This is a genomic window from Gluconacetobacter diazotrophicus PA1 5 (genome assembly GCF_000021325.1).
In the GTDB taxonomy this organism is placed as follows: Bacteria; Pseudomonadota; Alphaproteobacteria; order Acetobacterales; family Acetobacteraceae; genus Gluconacetobacter; species Gluconacetobacter diazotrophicus.
The window spans coordinates 242062-261307 of the sequence record NC_011365.1 but is presented as its reverse complement, the minus strand read 5'-3'; the positions used below and the strand labels follow the sequence as shown (position 1 = coordinate 261307).

Annotated in this window: 14 protein-coding genes; 9 read left to right on the top strand and 5 right to left on the bottom strand. The window is 69.3% G+C overall.

Features of this window, described 5'->3' with window-relative positions; genetic code table 11:
• Window positions 1-3: 3 nt before the first annotated feature.
• Window positions 4-573, bottom strand: coding sequence for a phosphoribosylglycinamide formyltransferase (purN, locus tag GDIA_RS01215; RefSeq protein WP_231854319.1), 570 nt, complete (start codon window positions 571-573; stop codon window positions 4-6).
• Window positions 574-646: 73 nt separating this feature from the next.
• Window positions 647-1738, bottom strand: coding sequence for a phosphoribosylformylglycinamidine cyclo-ligase (gene purM / locus GDIA_RS01210; protein ID WP_012553027.1), 1092 nt, complete (start codon window positions 1736-1738; stop codon window positions 647-649).
• A 129-nt stretch (window positions 1739-1867) separates the two neighbouring features.
• On the opposite strand from purM, the gene GDIA_RS01205 reads away from it, so the two are divergent.
• From GDIA_RS01205 to GDIA_RS01190, 4 genes are all read left to right on the top strand, one after another.
• Window positions 1868-2635, top strand: coding sequence for a DnaA/Hda family protein (locus GDIA_RS01205; RefSeq protein ID WP_012225707.1), 768 nt, complete (start codon window positions 1868-1870; stop codon window positions 2633-2635).
• Window positions 2636-2902: 267 nt separating this feature from the next.
• Window positions 2903-5047 carry an RNA degradosome polyphosphate kinase gene (locus GDIA_RS01200; protein ID WP_390614199.1) on the top strand — a complete coding sequence of 715 codons (2145 nt, stop codon included), beginning with the start codon at window positions 2903-2905 and terminating at the stop codon, window positions 5045-5047.
• A gap of 87 nt (window positions 5048-5134) precedes the next feature.
• Window positions 5135-6631, top strand: coding sequence for a Ppx/GppA family phosphatase (locus GDIA_RS01195; protein ID WP_012553026.1), 1497 nt, complete (start codon window positions 5135-5137; stop codon window positions 6629-6631).
• A complete protein-coding gene (locus GDIA_RS01190) occupies window positions 6628-7458 on the top strand; it encodes a CDP-diacylglycerol pyrophosphatase (RefSeq protein WP_012553025.1) in 831 nt (276 codons plus the stop codon). The genes GDIA_RS01195 and GDIA_RS01190 overlap by 4 nt, the downstream gene beginning before the upstream one ends.
• 25 nt (window positions 7459-7483) lie before the next feature.
• On the opposite strand, the gene GDIA_RS01185 is transcribed toward GDIA_RS01190, so the two are convergent.
• From GDIA_RS01185 to GDIA_RS01175, 3 genes are all read right to left on the bottom strand, one after another.
• Entirely contained in the window at window positions 7484-8944 is a 1461-nt protein-coding gene (locus tag GDIA_RS01185) for an NCS1 family nucleobase:cation symporter-1 (RefSeq protein WP_012553024.1), read from the bottom strand.
• A 19-nt stretch (window positions 8945-8963) separates the two neighbouring features.
• A complete protein-coding gene (locus GDIA_RS01180) occupies window positions 8964-10277 on the bottom strand; it encodes an omega-aminotransferase AptA (RefSeq protein WP_012225702.1) in 1314 nt (437 codons plus the stop codon).
• Window positions 10278-10428: 151 nt separating this feature from the next.
• Complete coding sequence (locus tag GDIA_RS01175; protein WP_012553023.1) at window positions 10429-11697, bottom strand: M20 family metallo-hydrolase; 1269 nt, start codon at window positions 11695-11697, stop codon at window positions 10429-10431.
• A 181-nt stretch (window positions 11698-11878) separates the two neighbouring features.
• On the opposite strand from GDIA_RS01175, the gene hydA reads away from it, so the two are divergent.
• The 5 genes from hydA to GDIA_RS01150 all read left to right on the top strand — a co-directional run bounded on the left by hydA (window position 11879) and on the right by GDIA_RS01150 (window position 19109).
• Window positions 11879-13306 (top strand): dihydropyrimidinase, encoded by a 1428-nt coding sequence (gene hydA, locus GDIA_RS01170; RefSeq protein WP_012553022.1) that lies wholly within the window; start codon window positions 11879-11881, stop codon window positions 13304-13306.
• Between the two features lie 137 nt (window positions 13307-13443).
• The gene (gene xdhA, locus GDIA_RS01165; protein WP_012553021.1) at window positions 13444-14937 is read left to right on the top strand and encodes a xanthine dehydrogenase small subunit; all 1494 of its coding nucleotides are present in this window, start codon (window positions 13444-13446) and stop codon (window positions 14935-14937) included.
• Window positions 14930-17311, top strand: coding sequence for a xanthine dehydrogenase molybdopterin binding subunit (xdhB, locus tag GDIA_RS01160; RefSeq protein ID WP_012553020.1), 2382 nt, complete (start codon window positions 14930-14932; stop codon window positions 17309-17311). Before xdhA ends, xdhB begins: the two co-directional genes overlap by 8 nt.
• A gap of 11 nt (window positions 17312-17322) precedes the next feature.
• Window positions 17323-18186: a xanthine dehydrogenase accessory protein XdhC gene (gene xdhC / locus GDIA_RS01155; RefSeq protein ID WP_012553019.1), complete on the top strand. Its 864-nt coding sequence runs from the start codon at window positions 17323-17325 to the stop codon at window positions 18184-18186.
• Window positions 18183-19109, top strand: coding sequence for a LysR family transcriptional regulator (locus tag GDIA_RS01150; RefSeq protein WP_012225693.1), 927 nt, complete (start codon window positions 18183-18185; stop codon window positions 19107-19109). Before xdhC ends, GDIA_RS01150 begins: the two co-directional genes overlap by 4 nt.
• The last annotated feature ends 137 nt before the right edge of the window (window positions 19110-19246 follow it).

Here is a 19246-nt window from a genome sequence, read left to right as displayed (position 1 = left end):
TTCCTACAGGAACAGCAGCGACCCGATATCCGGCTGCGGCACGGCATCGGGCGTCAGGACCTTGCGCAGGGCCGCCGGATACAGGCGGTGTTCCTGTTCCAGCACCCGCGCCGCCAGCCGGTCCGGGGTGTCGTCCGCGTGGACGGGCACGGCGGCCTGGCCCAGGATCGGGCCGTCATCCATGATTTCCGTGACCAGATGCACCGTACAGCCGTGCAGCTTCACCCCGGCCTGCAGGGCGCGTTCATGCGTGTGCAGGCCCGGGAAGGCCGGCAGCAGGCTGGGATGGATGTTCAGCATCCGCCCCGCCCAGGCCCCGGTCAGGAACGGGGTCAGCAGGCGCATGTAGCCGGCCAGGCAGACCAGTTCGACCCCGGCCGCGCGCAGGGTGGCGTCGATCGCGTGTTCATGCGCCGCGCGGTCGCCGCGAAAGGGACGGTGATCGATCGCCTCGGCCCGCAGGCCCGCCGCGCGCGCGACCTCCAGCCCCGGCGCGTCGGGCCGGTTGCTCAGGACCAGGGCGATACGGGCCGGGAAGTCCGGCGCCGCGCAGGCATCGATCAGCGCGCGCATGTTGCTGCCGCGCCCGCTGATCAGAATCGCGATCGGCCGCCGGGCGGCGGCGTGGGTGTCGTGCGTCACAGGCTTATCCGGTGAAGTCGGGCCGGGTGGTGAAGCGCAGGCCGGCGGCGGCGCCGGGCGTGCCCTCTTCCAGCCGGCCGATGACGAACGCGTCCTGACCCGCCGCGCGCAGGGACTGCAGCGCCGCGTCCCCGTCGCGGGCGATCAGCACCATGCCGACGCCGCAATTGAAGACCTTCAGCATTTCGTCGGGATCGACCTGCCCGGTGCGGGCCAGCCAGCCGAACACCGGCGGAATGGGCCATGCGCCGCCGTCGATCAGTGCCGTCAGGCCCGCCGGCAGCACGCGCGGCAGGTTGCCCGGCAGGCCGCCGCCCGTAATGTGCGCGGCGCCCTGGATCAGCCCCTGGCGGTGCAGGTCCAGCACCGCCTTCACATACAGGCGCGTGGGCGCCATCAGCGCCTGCGCCAGCGTCTGGCCGGGCGCGAAGGGGCAGGGGGCGTCCCACGCCAGGCCGCTGCGCGCCACGATGGCGCGCACCAGCGAAAATCCATTGGAATGCACGCCGCTGGCCGGCAGGCCGATCAGCGTGTCGCCCGCCGCGATATCGGCGGGCAGCAGGGCCGCGCGTTCGGCGGCGCCCACGGAAAACCCGGCCAGGTCGTAATGGCCGGGACCATACATGCCGGGCATTTCCGCCGTTTCGCCCCCGACCAGGGCGCAGCCCGATTCGCGGCAGCCCTGGGCAATGCCGCGGACGACCTTGGCCGCGTCTTCCACCGCCAGGCGGCCGGTCGCGAAATAATCCAGGAAGAACAGCGGTTCCGCCCCCTGCACGACCAGGTCGTTGACGCACATCGCCACCAGGTCGATGCCCACCGTCTCATGCAGGCCGCTTTCGATCGCGACCATCAGCTTGGTGCCCACCCCGTCGGTGCACGAGACCAGGACCGGGTCGGTGAAACCGGCCGCCTTCAGGTCGAACAGCGCCCCGAAGCCGCCCAGGCCGCCCATGGTGCCGGGGCGGTCGGTCGCCCTGGCCGCAGGCTTGATGGCATCGACCAGCGCATCGCCGGCCGCGATGTCCACGCCCGCGTCGCGGTAGGTGGCGCCGGCCGCCGGCTGGGGCGGATGGAAAGGGGGGGCGGAGGTCATGTGTCGTGCCTTCGTCGTCGGTGCGCCCCGAATGTCGCCCCCGCGCGGTACGCAGGGGTCGAAGAACGAGGCAAGGTAGGGTAAACGCTCACCGGTTCCTTTACGGCAGGCAGGGCGGCGCGCAAAGCGGTGGTTGAACGGACGGCACAGAATCAGGACGAAACGGCGCCCCGCGATTCGTTCGGCCAGCTTGTGCTGCCCTTCGCGCACCGCACGCGCCATGCGCGGGCCGATTTCGTCGCCGCGCCTTCGAACGGCATGGCCCGGGCCTGGCTGCTGGGCGCCCCCGCATGGCCCGAACACCGGCTGGCGCTGTGGGGCGCCGCCGGAGCGGGCAAGACCCACCTGCTGGATATCTGGGCGCAGGAGCGTGGCGCCGTCCTGCTGACGGGCGCCGATCTGACGCAGGCCACGCTGGGGCGCCTGTTCGACGATGCCCCGGACATGCTGCGGGCCGTGGCGGTCGATGACGCGGACCGGGTGGAGGACCAGCGGGCGCTGCTGCATCTGCTGAATGCGGCGCGCGAGCACCGCGTGGCGGTGGTACTGGCGGCCCGCCTGTCGCCCGCGCGCTGGCCGGTGGTACTGCCGGACCTGGCCAGCCGGCTGCGCGCGACGATGGCGATCGAACTGCGCCAGCCCGAGGACACGCTGCTGCGCATCCTGCTGCTGCGTCACCTGGCCGACCGGCAGATCGTCGTCAGCCAGCCGGTGACGGAATGGCTGCTGCGGCGGTTGCCCCGCACGGCCTCGGCGATCCGCGAGGCCGCGATCCGGCTGGACCACGCGGGGCTGGCCGCCGGCCGGCGCGTCACCCGCGCCCTGGCGCTATCGGTGCTGCACGACATGCTGGCCCATGACGGGGCCCCCGACGAGGCCGACGCCAGGGCCCGATAACGGGCATGGCGGAATAACCGGCGTGACCCATAAACTTCATGGTGCGCCGCGTTGGCATTGCCCCCGTTTTCTGCCTAGTTTGGCAGAATGACGGCGGATTTGTGGTAGGAGACAGGATTGACCAGACCGACGCGCAAGACGCCCGCGCGCCAGCCCTCCGCGCGCCCCGCTCCCAAGCGCTCGGTCCCCAAGCGTACGGGGACGTCCGCGCGGCGGCGCGCCCCGGCATCCGACACGACGCCGCCCGTGCCGCCCCCGCCCGTGGACATGCAGTCACCCACGCGGTTCATCAACCGTGAACTCTCGTGGCTGGATTTCAACCAGCGCGTGGTCGAGGAAGCCGACAACCCCCGCAATCCGCTGCTGGAACGGCTGCGCTTCCTGTCGATCAGCGCCGGCAACCTGGACGAATTCTATTCCGTCCGCGTCGCCGGCCTGGTGGGGCAGGTGCGCGAGGGGCTGGTCACCAGTTCGCCCGATGGCCTGACCCCGGTCCAGCAGCTTGCCGCCGTGCGCACGCGCACGATCCGGCTGCTGCGCGAACAGCAGAGGATCTGGAAGGACCTGCGCGGCCTGCTGGCCGAGTCCGGGATCGTGGTGTGCAGCCTGGACACCATTTCCGACGCCGACCGCGACTGGCTGGACAGTTGCTTCATGGACCGGATCTTCCCCGTCCTGACGCCGCTGGCCATCGATCCGGCCCATCCGCTGCCCTTCATCCCGCATATGGGCCTGGCCCTGTCGCTGCGGCTGATGAGCCGGGACACCGGCCGTTTCGTCATGAGCGCGATGATCCTGCTGCCGGCGCAGATCGAGCGGTTCGTGCGGCTGCCGGCCAACCTGTCGCCGCCCGGCGTGACGCGCTTCATCCTGCTGGAAAACCTGATCGCGTTGTGCATCGACCGGCTGTTTCCCGGCATGGTGGCGGGCGAATGGGGCGTGCTGCGCGTGATCCGCGACACCGACGTGGAATTCGAGGACGAGGCCGAGGATCTGGTCCGGTCCTACGAATCCGCCCTGAAGCGCCGCCGCCGGGGGGTGGTCATCCACCTGGACATCGATTCGCGCATGCCGGCCGACCTGGGGCAGGCGGTGGCGACCGACCTGGCCGTTCCGCCCGACGAGGTCGAGATCCAGCCCGGGCTGATCGGCGTGGTCGACCTGAAGCAGTTGATCGTCGATGACCGGCCGGACCTGCTGTTCCCGCCCTATACCCCCCGCTTTCCCGAACGGGTCGTCGATTTCGGCGGGGACTGCTTCGCCGCCATCCGCGCCAAGGACATGATCGTCCATCACCCGTTCGAAAGCTTCGACGTGGTGATCCAGTTCCTGCGCCAGGCGGCCCTGGACCCGGCGGTGGTCGCGATCAAGCAGACCCTGTACCGCACATCGCGCGACAGCCCGATCGTCAAGGCGCTGATCGAGGCTGCCGAGGCCGGAAAATCGGTCACCGCGATGGTCGAACTGCGCGCCCGCTTCGATGAGGAAGCCAATATCCGCCTGGCCCGCGCGCTGGAGGCCGCGGGCGTGCAGGTCGTATTCGGCTTCGCGGACCTGAAGACCCATGCGAAGCTCAGCCTGGTCGTCCGGCGAGAGGGCGGGTCCCTGCGGTCCTACGCCCATTTCGGGACGGGCAACTACCACCCGATCACGGCCCGGATCTATACCGACCTGTCCTTCTTCACCTGCGATCCCGAGCTGGCACGGGATTCCGCGCGGCTGTTCAACTACATGACCGGCTATGCGCTGCCCACGCGGATGGAAGCCATCGCCTTCTCGCCGGTGACGATCCGCCGCACGCTGGAGGAACTGATCGAGGGCGAGATCGAGCATGTCCGCGCCGGCCGTCCCGGCCAGATCTGGCTGAAGATGAACTCGCTGGTCGATCCCGACCTGATCGACCGGCTGTACCGGGCGTCGTGTGCCGGGGTGCGCATCATGGGCGTGGTGCGCGGAATCTGCTGCCTGCGGCCCGGCGTGCCGGGCCTGTCGGAAAACATCCGCATCAAGTCCATCGTCGGGCGGTTCCTGGAACATGCCCGGATCTTCGCCTTCGGCGACGGGCACCGGCTGCCCTCGCGCCAGGCCCGCATCTATATCTCGTCGGCCGACTGGATGGTGCGCAACATGGACTGGCGGGTCGAAAGCATGGTGCCGATGCGCGACCCCACCGTCCATGCCCAGGTGCTGGACCAGATCATGGTCACGGACCTGAAGGATAACCTGCAATCGTGGATCCTGCAGCAGAACGGTGTATGGAGGCGGCTGGAGCCGGGTGCGAAACCGTTTTCGGCCCATGACTATTTCATGACCAATCCCTCGCTGTCCGGTCGCGGCCGGGCCGCGCAGGACAGCGCGATCCGGGTCAGCACTGCGCTGCCCCGCCACCAGGACCGGATTCTCGATGATTGAGGATGTCGCCATGACGCAGTTCCCGCATCAGGCCAGTTCCCTGCCGCCCGCCCCTCCGTCACCCGCCGCGCGCGCGTGCGGGGCCCGATGACCCGGGCCGGCAGCACCCATCGCCGGTCGGCTGTCGTCGATCTGGGGTCGAATTCCGTCCGGCTGGTCGTCTTCGACGGTATCACCCGCAATCCGATTCCCATCTTCAACGAAAAGGCCGTGCTGCGCCTGGGGCGCGGGCTGAACGCCACCGGACGCCTGAACGAGGAAGGCGTCGGCGCGGCCATACAGGTCATGGACCGGTTCTATGCCATTGCCCGGGGCATGGATGCCGATCCGTTCGAAATCCTGGCCACGGCGGCCGTCCGCGATGCCTCCAACGGGGGGGAATTCGTCGAGACCCTGCGCGCGCGGATGCCGGGCGTGCCGATCCGCATCCTGTCGGGCGAGGAAGAAGCCGATTATTCCGCCACCGGCGTGCTGTGCGGCCTGCCGGAGGCCGACGGGCTGGTGGCCGATATCGGCGGCGGCTCGCTGGAACTGATCCGCCTGTCCGGCGGGCAGAAGCTGGATGCCTGCACCCTGCGGCTGGGCGTGATCCGGCTGAACGACCGGTCCGAGAACGATCTGGCGAAGGCGCGTGCCATCGCGGATGCCGACATCGCGCAGGTCGGATGGCTGGACGACATGCAGGGGCGGCCGCTCTACCTGGTCGGCGGCGCCTTCCGCGCGCTGGCCCGGCTGCAGATCGCCCGCACCAATTACCCGCTGAATATCGTGCATCTTTACACGATGTCGGGCGACGGCGCGAAGGACATGGCCGACTGGGCCGCCAGCACGCCGCGCCGCACGCTGGAACGCCTGCCCGGCGCGCCGCGCAAGCGGCTGGACGACGTTCCGTTCGCCGCCACCGTGCTGCGCCGCCTGATCCGCCGCGTCCAGCCGACCTGCGTGGTGGTTTCGGTCGATGGCCTGCGCGAGGGCTGGTACATGCGCCGCGTCGCCGCATCGGTGAAGGCGCTGGACCCGCAGGAAGCCGTGGCGCATGAGATGTGTACCCGCCTGGGACGCAGCGAGACCCTGCCCGACCGGCTGATGACATGGACCGCGCCGCTGTTCGCCGACGAAGACCCGTCGATGCGCCGCTTGCGCCGTGCCGCCTGCCTGATGTCCGATATCGGTTCGTACGATCACCCGGAATATCGGGCTGAACAGACCTATCTGCGCGTGCTGCGCATGCAGGGGGTGGGGTTCGACCACCCGGCCCGCGCCTTCGTCGCCCTGACCCTGGCCGTGCGGTACGAGGCCGAACTGGGGCAGGAGTTCCTGCAGCCGTCGCGGCTTCTGCTGCCGCCCGAACAGTACGGGCGCGCGGTGGTGCTGGGGCTGGCGCTGCGCCTGGCCTATACGGTCTGCGGCGGGACCGAGGAACTGCTCGACGGAACCTGGGTGGGCATGTCGAAGCAGGGCCTGGCACTGCACCTGTCGGCCGGCCGTGGCGTGGTGCGGGGCGAGAGCGTACGCCGCCGCCTGGACCGGCTGGCCGACGCCCTGTCGCTGCCCGCCCGGATCGAGGAGGCCGCCACGGCATGAAGCGCGTCCTTCTGGGTGCCGCCGTTCCGGCCATGCTGGCGGCGGGCATCCTGCTGACGGTGGCCAGGGCCAGCGGTCCCGCACGGCTGAACAATGATCCGAACGTACTGTGGTCCATCGTCCATGACCGCTGCGTACCCAATCAGGTCGGCGAAAACACGCCCGCCCCCTGTGCCGCCGTCGATACCGATCGCGGCTATGCGGTGCTGAAGGACCGGCGTGGCCTGGCGCAATATCTGGTCATCGCGACCGACCGCGTCACCGGGATCGAGGACCCGTCCATCCTGTCCCCCGCGGCGCCGGATTATTTCGGCGCGGCCTGGCACCAGGTCGACCGGTCCCTGGCGCGGCTGGGCCATACCATGCCGCGCGAGACCATGGCGCTGGCGATCAATTCGCAATATGGCCGGTCGCAGAACCAGCTTCACATCCATATCGACTGCCTGGCCCCGAACATCCGTGTGGCCCTGCACTGGGCGCGGCCGCAGATCGGCCATGGCTGGACCAGGCTGGTATTGAACGACCATACCTATCGCGCGACGCGCATCGACGGGAACAGCCTGGACGGCGCCTATCCGTTCCGGCGCCTGGCGGCGTCGCTGGCCGACCCGGCGCGCGAAATGGGCGAACATACGCTGGTGGTGGTGGGGACCGTCTGGCCGGGCGGCCGACCGGGTTTCATCCTGCTGGACGACATGGTCAAACCCCTGTCGGGCGACCGCGCGGAGGGCGAGGAACTGCAGGACCATGCCTGCCGGATCGGCCATTTCGAACCCGGACGCGCCATCCAGGAGCAACCCTACCAGCAGGCCATGCTGCCGGATTGACCGGGCCCGAATTGACTGGGCGGCGTCACGCGTTTGACAGCGTTGCGGCGTCTTCCGCCGGGTGCGCATCCCGGCGGGGCGACAACGCCAGATAGAGCCCGGCACCGATGGCGACGCCCACGAACCACGCGACCGTATTCAGGCCGGCCAGACCCGGCACGACGTGGCCGGCCGACGCCACCGCGCCGCCGGCGGCGAAGGCGGCCAGGGCCGGGACGTTCCATCCGTTTCGGCCGTCGTACCGGCCGCCATGCCGGTACAGCGCCGGTACATCCAGCACCTGCCGCCGCACGATGTAGAAATCGGCCAGCATGATCCCCGTCACCGGGCCCAGAAGGCCGCTGATCAGGTCCAGCACGCGATAGATGCCGGCGGCTTCGTTGAACCACAGCCAGGGCATGAAGAACACGCCCAGCACCAGGACCAGCCGCGACGCCCGGTTGAAGTCCAGCCGCCGGGGCATCAGGTTCACCAGGTCGTAGCAGGCGGGCATGATGTTCGCGACGACGTTGACCGACAGCGTCGCCAGCACCAGCGTGGCCCCGCCCAGGACGGTCACGACAGGATGGTTCAGCGCCAGAAGCAGGTCCACCGGGTTCCAGATCGGGTGGCCGAACAAGATGATTGTGGCCGACGTGGTGATGATGCCCATCGGCGTGAAGACCAGCGCCGTGATCGGCAGGCCGATCGCCTGGCCGACCACCTGGTCGCGTTCCGAGCGTACGAACCGCGACAGGTCCGGAATATTGACGGCGAAGGTGGCCCACATGCCGATCATGCCGGTCACCCCCATGGCGAAGGTGGACCAGAATGCCGCCCCATGCAGGTGCGACGGCTGCGCGAACAGCGGCCCCAGCCCATGGCCGACGCGCAGCCCCCAGATCGTGGCCAGCAGGCCCACGATGATGACCAGCGGCCCGGCGACAAGCTCGAAATTGCGGATCCGGTGCACGCCGTGGCTGGCGATCCAGGCATGCAGCGCCCAGACCATGGCCATGGCCAGCCACATCCGCGCCTGCATGCCCAGCAGGGACGGGGTCATCGACGCCCAGGCGGGGCTGAGGGTGGACAGCACCGCATCCACCGCCTGCGCCGCCGCATAGGCCTGCACCGAAAACCAGAAGATGGCGCAGAATCCGCGCAGCACGACCGGAAGCTGCGCGCCGTACGGCCCGAAGGCCGAGCGGATCAGCACGCAGAACGGAATGCCGTAGCGCGTGCCGGCACGGGCGTTGAACCACATGGCCAGGAACAGCACCATGTAGGCGACGGCCACGACCTCCAGGCATTCCCAGGCCGACAGGCCCAGCGCCATCAGGCCCGACGCGGCCTCGTACACCACGATGTTGTGGACCATGCCCATCCACACCGTGGCCATGTTCACCCAGCTCCAGTCCCGCCGCTCGGCCGGAACCGGGGCCAGGTCCGCGTTATACAGGCCGGGATCGTAGCCGGCGGCCGTCGCAGGGGGCGGGGTGTCTGTCATTCGGGCCTCGCGTTCCGCGCTATTCGACGGCGTGGATGATGTCGGCCAGGGTGCCGAACACCTGGTCGATCTGCGATTTTTCGATGATCAGCGGCGGCGAGACGGCGACCACGTCGCCGGTGTAGCGGACCAGGATTCCCTTGTGGAACGCGCGGTCGAAGACCTCGTACGCCCTGGCGCCCACCGCGCCGGGACGGGACGCCAGTTCGATGCCGGCCACCAGCCCCACATTGCGGATGTCGATGACATGCGGCAGGCCGCGCAACGCGTGGACCGCTTCCTCGAAATAGGGCGCGATGTCGCCCGCGCGCTCGAACAGGTTCTCCTCGGCGTAGGTGTCCAGGGTCGCGATCGCGGCGGCGCAGGCCACGGGGTGGCCCGAATAGGTATAGCCGTGCGGCAGTTCGATCCCGGTTTCCGGCCCGGTCATGAACGCCGCGTGCACATGGTCGCGCGCGATGGCGGCGCCCATGGGGATGGTCCCGTTGGTCACGCCCTTGGCGCAGGCCAGGATATCGGGCAGCACGCCGAATTTCTCGGCCGCGAAGGGAGTGCCGCCCAGGCGGCCGAACCCGGTGATGACCTCGTCGAAGATCAGCAGGATGCCGTATTTGTCGCAGATCTCGCGCAGGCGCTTCAGGTAGCCGACCGGCGGCGGCAGCACGCCGGTCGATCCGGCCATCGGTTCGACCACCACGGCGGCGATGGTGGATGCGTCATGCAGCGCGACGATGCGTTCCAGGTTGTCCGCCAGTTCCGCGCCGTGGGCGGGCAGCCCCCTGGTGAACGCGTTCCGTTCGATATCCAGCGTGTGCGGCAGGTGGTCGACCCCGGTCAGCAGCGACCCGTACAGCTTGCGGTTGCCGGACAGGCCGCCCACGGAAATGCCGCCGAACCCCACGCCGTGATATCCGCGCTCGCGCCCGATCAGGCGCGTGCGCGCGCCCTCGCCCCGCACGCGGTGATAGGCGAGGGCGATCTTCAGCGCCGAATCCATGGCCTCGGAGCCCGAATTGCAGAAGAAGACATGGTTCAGGTCGCCGGGCGCCAGGGCCGCGATCCGGTCCGCGGCCTCGAAGGCCAGCGGGTGGCCCATCTGGAAGGTCGGCGCGAAATCCAGCGTCGCGATCGTCTTCTGCACCGCCTGGGTGATGCGCGGGCGGTTATGGCCCGCGTTCACGCACCACAGGCCGGCGCAGCCATCCAGCACCTTTCGCCCGTCGTCGGTGGTGTAATACATGCCGTCGGCCGCCACCAGCATGCGCGGCGTCTTGCGGAACTGGCGGTTGGCGGTGAACGGCATCCAGAACGCGTCGTGATTGGTCGGCGGCATCGCGCGAAGCTCCTGCGATCGATGATGGGGAACCGCTTGGCACAGAGAACCTGGCACAGAGAACCCTGTCACGGTTCCGAAATCGTCACGAGGATGGAACAAGGACGCCGCGCTGGACAGATGATTCTTCGAGGCCTCTTCGACTGCCCGATCAGGCATCCAGCCGTGCATCGGCGTCCAGCACCGCCCGCAGCAGCACGTTCGCCCCGGCGGTAACGTCGCCGGGTTCGGCGCTTTCGGCCTCGTTATGGCTCAGGCCGCCCGCGCAGGGGACGAAGATCATGGTGGTCGGCGTCACCCGGGCCAGATAGGCCGCGTCGTGGCCCGCGCCCGATACGATGTCGCGTGCCGGATAGCCGAACGATTCCGCCGCCCGGCGGACGGCGCCGATGCACGCCGGATCGAAATGCACCGCCGGGGAATCCCACACGCAGTCCAGCGCCAGGCCGACGCCGGATTCGGCGGCGATGGCCGCGACCTTCGCCCGCATCGCCTCCTCCATTCGCACCACCACCGTGTCGTCCGGGTGGCGCAGGTCGATGGTGAAGAAGACCTCGCCCGGAACCACGTTGCGGCTGTTGGGGCGGCTTTCGATCAGGCCGACCGTGCCCACCGCGTCCGGACCAAAGGCCAGGGCCACCTGGTTCACCGCCTCGATCATCCGGGCGGCGGCCAGCAGGGCGTCGGCGCGCATCGTCATGGGCGTGCTGCCGGCATGGGAATCGCGGCCGGTCAGCGTGACTTCGTACCACCGTATGCCCTGCACGCCGGTCACGATGCCGATCGTCTTGTGCTGGGCTTCCAGGATCGGTCCCTGCTCGATATGCAGTTCGAAATAGGCCGACACCGGATGCTGCCCGCAGGGCTCGCTGCCGCGATAGCCGATTCCGACCAGCGCGTCCTCGAAACGGATTCCCGCGCGGTCGGTCTTGTCCAGGGCTTCCTGTTCGGTGAACACGCCGGCGAACACGCCCGAGGCCAGCATGGCCGGGGCGAAGCGCGCCCCTTCCTCGTTCGTCCAGTTGATCAGTTCGATCGGATGCCGGGTCTCGTGGCCCGACGCATGCAGCGCCCGCAGCACGGCCAGGCCGCCCAGCACGCCGACGATCCCGTCGAACTTGCCGCCGGTGGGCTGGGTATCCAGATGGCTGCCGATCGTGATCGGCGGCAGGCTGTCGTCGCGCCCCGGGCGGCGGGCGAACTGGTTGCCCAGCGAATCATGGGTGACGGTGCAGCCGACCTGCCGGCAGGCCGCCTCGAACCACGCGCGGACCAGCCGGTCTTCCTCGGTCAGCGTCAGGCGCCTGATCCCGCCCTTGGGCGTGCCGCCGAACCGGGCGGTGTGCAGGATGTCGTCCCATAACGCCGCGCCATTCACGGTGATGTTGTCGCCCTTGCGAAGACCACCCGTGCCGCTCATCCTGTTCCTCCTGCTGGACACCAGCCAAATCAATATTTTAGTGGCCTGCTGATCTCCGAAATTCACATATTAATTTCGGAGGCAGGACACCAGCGTTACGTTTTCGGCAATCCGCCCGGCGCGCAAGCCGCAAAACCGTGAATGCCCGCCCGCGTCTTGTGACACAGAATGGAGGATCGCGATGCTTCTGGTGCGTGGTGGCACGGTCGTGACGGCGGAATGGTCGCGGCGGGCGGACGTGCTGTGCGACGACGCGGGGCGGATCGCCGCCGTCGGGCCGGCGCTGGACGTGCCCGTGGGCTGCGACGTCCTCGATGCCGGCGGGCTTCTGGTCATGCCGGGCGGGATCGACCCGCACACCCATATGGAAATGCCGTTCATGGGATCGGTCTCCAGCGACGATTTCCAGACCGGAACCGCCGCCGGGGTGGCGGGCGGCACGACGACCATCATCGATTTCGTGATTCCCGATCCGGGGACATCGCTGCTGGGCGCCTGGAAGGACTGGCGGGCCAAGGCCGAAAAGGCGGTCTCGGACTATTCGTTCCATGTCGCGGTCACGCATTGGGACCAGCGGGTGCATGACGAGATGGGCATCCTGACCCGGGATTGCGGGGTCAATTCCTTCAAGCATTTCATGGCGTACAAGGGGGCGCTGATGGTCGATGACGGGGTGCTGCTCCGTTCGATCGGCCGCGCGCTGGAACTGGGCGCGCTGTGCAACGTGCATGCCGAAAACGGTGACGCCGTCGCCTACCTGCAGCAGGATTTGCTGACGCGCGGCGTGACCGGCCCCGCCGCCCATCCCCGGTCCCGCCCGCCCGCGGTCGAGGGCGAGGCCGCGCAGCGCGTCATCGCCATTGCCGGCCTGCTGGGCGCGCCGGTCTATATCGTGCATGTCTCGACCGAGGAAGCCGCCGCCGCCATCGCCGCCGCCCGCGCCCGTGGCCAGCGCGTGTATGGCGAAGTGCTGGCCCAGCATCTGGTGATCGATGACGGTGTCTATGCCGACCCGGACTGGCTGGGCGCCGCCCGGCATGTCATGAGCCCGCCTTTCCGCCCGAAACATCACCAGCACGCCCTGTGGGCGGGCCTGGCCTCGGGCCAGTTGCAGACGACGGCGACCGATCATTGCTGCTTCTGCGCCGGCCAGAAGCAGCAGGGGCGCGACGATTTCTCTCAAATCCCGAACGGCACCCCGGGCATCGAGGACCGGATGAGCGTGCTGTGGCACCACGGCGTGCGTACCGGGCGTCTGACGCCGGAGGAATTCGTGGCCGTCACCTCGGCCAATGCCGCGAAGATCTTCAACATCCATCCCCGCAAGGGCACCGTCACGCCGGGCGCCGATGCCGACCTGGTCCTGTGGGACGCCGATTCCAGCCGTACCGTATCGGCCGCCACCCATCACCAGAACGTCGATTACAATGTCTATGAAGGCATGACCCTGACCGGCCTGGCGCGTCATACGATCAGCGGGGGCCGGGTGGTGTGGTCGGATGGCGACCTGCGCACGGTGCGCGGTGCCGGCCGTTACGTCGAACGGCCCTGCTTCGCCCCCGACATGGCGGCCCAGGCCAGGCGGAACGCCGTTGCGGCCGGGCGGTGAAGAGACATTCCTTGCCCTTCGGATTTTGACGCCTAGACTGGGCAGTCGGGCCGGTCTCGGGGGAGGCGGGCCTGATCTGAGTTCCGGTCGCCTGCCCTGAGGGGGACAGGGCGGCCGCAGCGTTACGGAACCGAACGATGCGCGACCATATCCGCTTTTACCTGGGCGACACGCTTTACGACCTGTCGGGCTTTTCCCCGACCCTGACGGTCCTGGACTGGCTGCGCGAGCAGCGCGGCCGGACCGGCACCAAGGAAGGCTGCAACGAGGGCGATTGCGGGGCCTGCACCGTGCTGGTGGCGCGGCTGGACGGCGGCCCCCCCGATGCCCCGCGCCTGGCCTGGCGGGCGGTGAATGCCTGCATCCAGTTCGTGTCCATGCTGGATGGCGCGCAGCTTTTCACGGTGGAGGATCTGCGCGCGTCGGACGGCACGCTGCATCCGGTGCAGCAGGCGATGGTGGACCTGCACGGATCGCAATGCGGGTTCTGCACGCCGGGATTCGTCATGTCGATGGTCGCCTACCGCAAGCAACCGGGCGCGGTGGCCGAGGACGGGCCGATCGACGACGCGCTGGCCGGCAATCTGTGCCGCTGTACCGGCTACGCCCCGATCGTCCGCGCCATGAAACAGGCGATGGCGGCGGGTTCCGACCGGTTCGACGCGCAGGCCGCGGCGATCGCCGACCGTCTGTCGGCCCTGCGGGACGGCCAGACGGTACACGTCTCGGGTCCAGCGGGCCGGCTGACCATTCCCGCCGACGCCGACGCGCTGGCCGCCACCCTGCTGGCCGATCCCGAGGCCACGATCGTGGCCGGGGCCACGGATGTCGGGCTGTGGGTCACCAAGGGGCTGCGCACCTTGCCGCATGTCGTCGCCATCGGCCAGGTCCCCGACCTGAAGCGGCTGGACCGCACGGCGGACGGGCTGCGGATCGGCGCGGCCGTCACATACGAGGACGCGCGCGACGCCCTGGCCGGCCTGCTGCCGGACGCGGGTGAAATCGTGCGGCGGATCGGCTCGACCCAGGTGCGCAACGCCGGGACGGTCTGCGGCAACATCGCCAACGGCTCGCCGATCGGGGACGGGCCGCCGGTCTTCATCGCGGCGGGGGCGACGCTGCACCTGCGCCGGGGCGATGTGCGGCGAAACATGCCGCTGGAGGATTATTTCCTCGCCTATGGCCAGCAGGACCGCCAACCCGGCGAATTCGTCGAGGGCGTGACCATTCCCGCCCTGCGCCAGGGACAGGTTTTCCGGGCCTACAAGGTCTCCAAGCGGTTCGACCAGGATATCTCGGCCCTGCTGGGCGCTTTCGCGCTGACGCTGGACGATGCGGGCACCATCACCGACGCCCGCATCGCCTTCGGCGGCATGGCGGCGACCCCCAAGCGGGCCCGCGCGACCGAGGAAGCCCTGCGCGGCCATCCGTGGTCCGAGGCGACGCTGCAGGCCGCGCGGGCCGCCATCGCTACCGATTTCGCGCCGATTTCCGACATGCGGGCCAGCGACTGGTACCGCCGCACGGTCGCGGCCAACCTGCTGACCCGGCTGTTCGCCGAGACCGCCCCCGGCGCGCGTCGGCCCGAAACCCGGCTGGCCGGACGGAGCGAGGCCGCGATCCATGCGTGATACGATATCGGCCCCCATTTCTGGCGCCCTTCCTGACGCCGTTCCCGGCACCGTCGTGACGGGCGGCGCGTCGCACAGCCTGCGGCACGAAAGTGCGGCGATGCATGTTGCCGGCGCCGCCGCCTATATCGACGACATGCCCGAACCGAAGGGACTGCTGCATGTCGTGCCGGGACTGAGCACGCGGGCGCATGCCCGGATCGTCTCGATGGACCTCGATGCCGTCCGTGCCGCCCCCGGGGTCGTGCGGGTGCTGACGGCGGCGGATATTCCCGGCCACAACCAGGTCAGCCCGGTGGGCCGCAATGACGAACCGCTGCTCGCGACGGACCTGGTGTCCTATTACGGCCAGCCGATCTTCGCCGTGGTGGCCGAAACCCGCCTGCAGGCCCGGCACGCGGCCAGGCTGGCGCGGATCGAGTACGAGGACCTGCCCGCCATCCTGGACATCGCGCAGGCCCGCGCGGCGGGTGGCGCCATGGTCTGGCGGCCCCTGACCATGCAGCGCGGCGATGCCCCGTCCGGCCTGGCCGCGTCGCCCCGCCGCGTGGCGGGGCGCATCACCATGGGTGGGCAGGAGCATTTCTACCTGGAAGGCCAGGCGGCCATGGCCCAGCCTGGCGAGGAGGGCGAGATGCGGGTCTGGTCCTCCACCCAGCATCCGACCGAAACCCAGCATATGGTGGCCCATGTGCTGGACCGGCCCAGCAATCTGGTGACGACGGAAATCCGCCGCATGGGCGGCGGTTTCGGCGGCAAGGAAACCCAGGCCAACACCCCGGCCTGCCTGGCGGCGCTGGCGGCGGAACTGACGGGGCGGGCGGCCAAGATCCGGCTGGACCGCGACGACGACATGATGATGACCGGCAAGCGGCATGATTTCGTGGTTGATTACGATGTCGGATTCGACGATGACGGCCGCATCCGGGCCGTGGACATGGTGCTGGCGGCCCGCTGCGGCTGGTCGGCCGACCTGTCCGGCCCGGTGACCGACCGCGCGCTGTTCCATGCCGACAACGCCTATTACTACCCCGATGTCCGGCTGCGGTCGGAACCGCTGAAGACCAACACCCAGTCCAATACCGCCTATCGCGGTTTCGGCGGTCCGCAGGGCATCGTCGCGGCGGAACGCGTGATCGAGGAAATCGCGTTCGCGACCGGTCTGGACCCGCTGGATGTCCGCCTGCGCAACGTCTACGGCACCGGCACGCGCGACCTGACGCCCTATCACATGACGGTCGAGGATTCGATTTCGGCCGACATCATGGCGAAGCTGGCCGATGACTGCGCCTATCGCGCGCGCCGCGCCGCCCTGCGCGCCGCCAATGAGGGCAGCCCGCATATCAGGCGCGGCATCGCGCTGACGCCGGTCAAGTTCGGCATTTCCTTCACCGCCACGCATTACAACCAGGCCGGCGCGCTGGTGCATGTCTATACCGATGGGTCGGTGCAGGTGAATCACGGCGGGACCGAAATGGGGCAGGGGCTGCACACCAAGATGGTGCAGATCGCCATGCGCGAATTCGGCCTGCCGGCCGACCGCGTCCGCATCACCGCGACGACGACCGGCAAGGTGCCCAACACATCCGCCACCGCGGCCTCGTCCGGCGCCGACCTGAACGGCATGGCGGTGCTGGACGCGGTGCGCCGGATCAAGGATCGGCTGGTGGAATTCGCGGCCGGCCATTGGGGCGTGGATGCCGCCCAGGTCCGGTTCCTGCCGGATGGCGTGCATGTCGGCGCGACCGTGGTGCCGTTCCCGGACCTGACCCGCGCCGCCTATTTCGCCCGGGTGTCGATGTCCTCCAGCGGGTTCTACAAGACGCCGAAAATCTCGTGGAACGCCGAGACCGGGCGGGGGCGGCCGTTCTTCTATTTCGCCTATGGCGCCGCCTGCGCCGAGGTCGCGATCGACCTGCTGACCGGCGAGACGCGGATCGAACAGGTGGACATCCTGCACGATGCCGGACAATCGCTGAATCCGGCGATCGATATCGGCCAGATCGAGGGCGGATTCGTCCAGGGCGCGGGCTGGCTGACGACCGAGGAACTGGTGTGGGACGCGTCCGGCCGCCTGCGCACCCACGCCCCCAGCACCTACAAGGTCCCGGCCTGTTCCGACCGGCCGCGCCGGTTCACGGTGAAGCTGCTGGACCACGCCCCCAATCGCGAGGACACGATCTTCCGGTCCAAGGCGGTGGGGGAGCCGCCCTTCGTGCATGGGGTGGCGGTCCTGCACGCCATATCCGACGCCCTGGCCAGCATCGATGGCTACCGCACCTGTCCCCGGCTGGACGCGCCCGCGACGCCCGAGACGATCCTGCGCACGACGGAGCGGATGCGCGGCCTCGCGGCACCCTGTCCCGTCGGCTGAGCGGTCCCGCGATGGACGAGATCCTGGCCGCGCTTGATCTCTGGCGGCCCGCCGGGCAGCCCATCGCCCGGATCGCGATCCGCGCCGCCCGCGGGTCCACCCCGCGCGAGGCCGGGTCGTTCATGCTGGTCACACCGGACGCGCAGGCCGGGACCATCGGCGGCGGCCATCTGGAATGGGACAGCGTGATCCGGGCGCGGGCCCTGCTGGCCGGACAGGGTCAGGCCGGGGAACATGACGTGCCGCTCGGCCCCGAAATCGGCCAGTGCTGCGGCGGGGTGGTGCGGGTGCGGATCGAACGCGCGGACGACGCGCTGCTGGATGCGCTGGTGCGCGACGGGCTGGCCGCGCGCGCGGCGCGGCCGGTGCTGCTGCTGTTCGGCGCCGGGCATGTCGGGCGGGCGCTGGCCCGCGCGCTGGCCCCGCTGCCGCTGCGCCTGGTCTGGATCGATCCGCGTGCCGCCGAATTCGGCACGGTCCCCGATAGTGTCGAAATCCGCGTCACCGCCGACTGGGAAAGCGCCATTGCCGCCGCCCCGCCCGGCGCCGGCGCCCTGGTGCTGACGCCCAGCCACGCGCTGGATGCGCTGATCGTCGGCGCGGCGCTGGAACGGGGTGATTTCCGGTATGTCGGACTGATCGGGTCGAAGACCAAGCGGCGGCGGTTCGAGGCCGGTTTTCGCAGCCTGGGCCTGGGCGAGGACCGCATCGAGACCCTGGTCTGCCCGATCGGCGATCGCGGCATCCGCGACAAGCGCCCCGAAATCATCGCCGCCCTGGTCGCCGCCGAAATTGTGGAACGATTGTTGCATGACAATGCCGGAATGGAAGAGAGCAACGGGGCGGAAGGGATCGGCATGAGGTACACGGCATGAGGGCATCGGGCCGGACCGCGCATATGTTGCGGCTGCATGCGCGCTGCATCGTGTATTTCAACGCGGTGCGCGATTTCGGGTCGATCCGCGAGGCCGCGCGCCGCCTGAACGTCACCCCGTCCGCCCTGACGCGCCAGATCGCGCAGATGGAGGACGAAATCGGGTCGCCGCTGTTCGACCGGCTGCCGGGCGGCATGGTGCTGACGGCGGTGGGCGAAATCGTCGCCCGCCATATCATCACCGTCATGCAGGACGCCGTGCGCACGGACGAGCAGATCGCGGCCCTGGCCGGCATGCGCGGCGGACGCGTCAGCCTGATGGCGGTCGAAGGCGTCGCGGGCGACCTGATGGCCCGCCTGCTGACGCGCATGACCGAAACCTGTCCGGACGTCCAGTTGCAGGCGGAAACCGGCTCGCCCGCCGCCATCATCGCGGCCCTGTCCGGGGGCACCACCGACCTGGGCATCGCCTTTTCGCTGGACCCGCCGGATGAACTGCGCCGGGTCGCGGTCGCGAATTTCCCGGTCGGCGTCATCATGCCCGCCAATCATGCGCTGGCCGGCCAGCGCCGCGTGCGGATCGAGGAGTGCATCGGCCACAAGCTGATCCTGCCCACCCGGTCGCTGTCGCTCCACCGGGTCATGGAACCCATGCTGCGACCCTGGCGCGACCGGCTGGACGTGGTGCTGGAAACCGGGTCCATCGAACTGACCAACCGCATGGTGGCGGCCGGGGCGGGGCTGGCGTTCCAGTCCCGGCTGGCGCTGGAATTCGACATCCAGCGCGGCGCCCTGGTCCATGTGCCGCTGGCCGATCCGCGTGCCGTGACCGACCTGGGCGTCTATGTCCGCGATGCCCGCTGGCTGCCGCCCGCGCTTGAACGGCTGATCGCCGAAATACGGGCAACGCTGCAGGCGATGTAAGTGGCTCTATCCGTTCCTGTTTCAGCAACGGATTGGTCTTTTTATTATACTGGACGAAACACCGGGCGATCCGGTTAGTTTCGGTTCCGGGATGGTGCGAGTTGGGGAACTCGGTCCGTGTCGGGGGACACGGACCA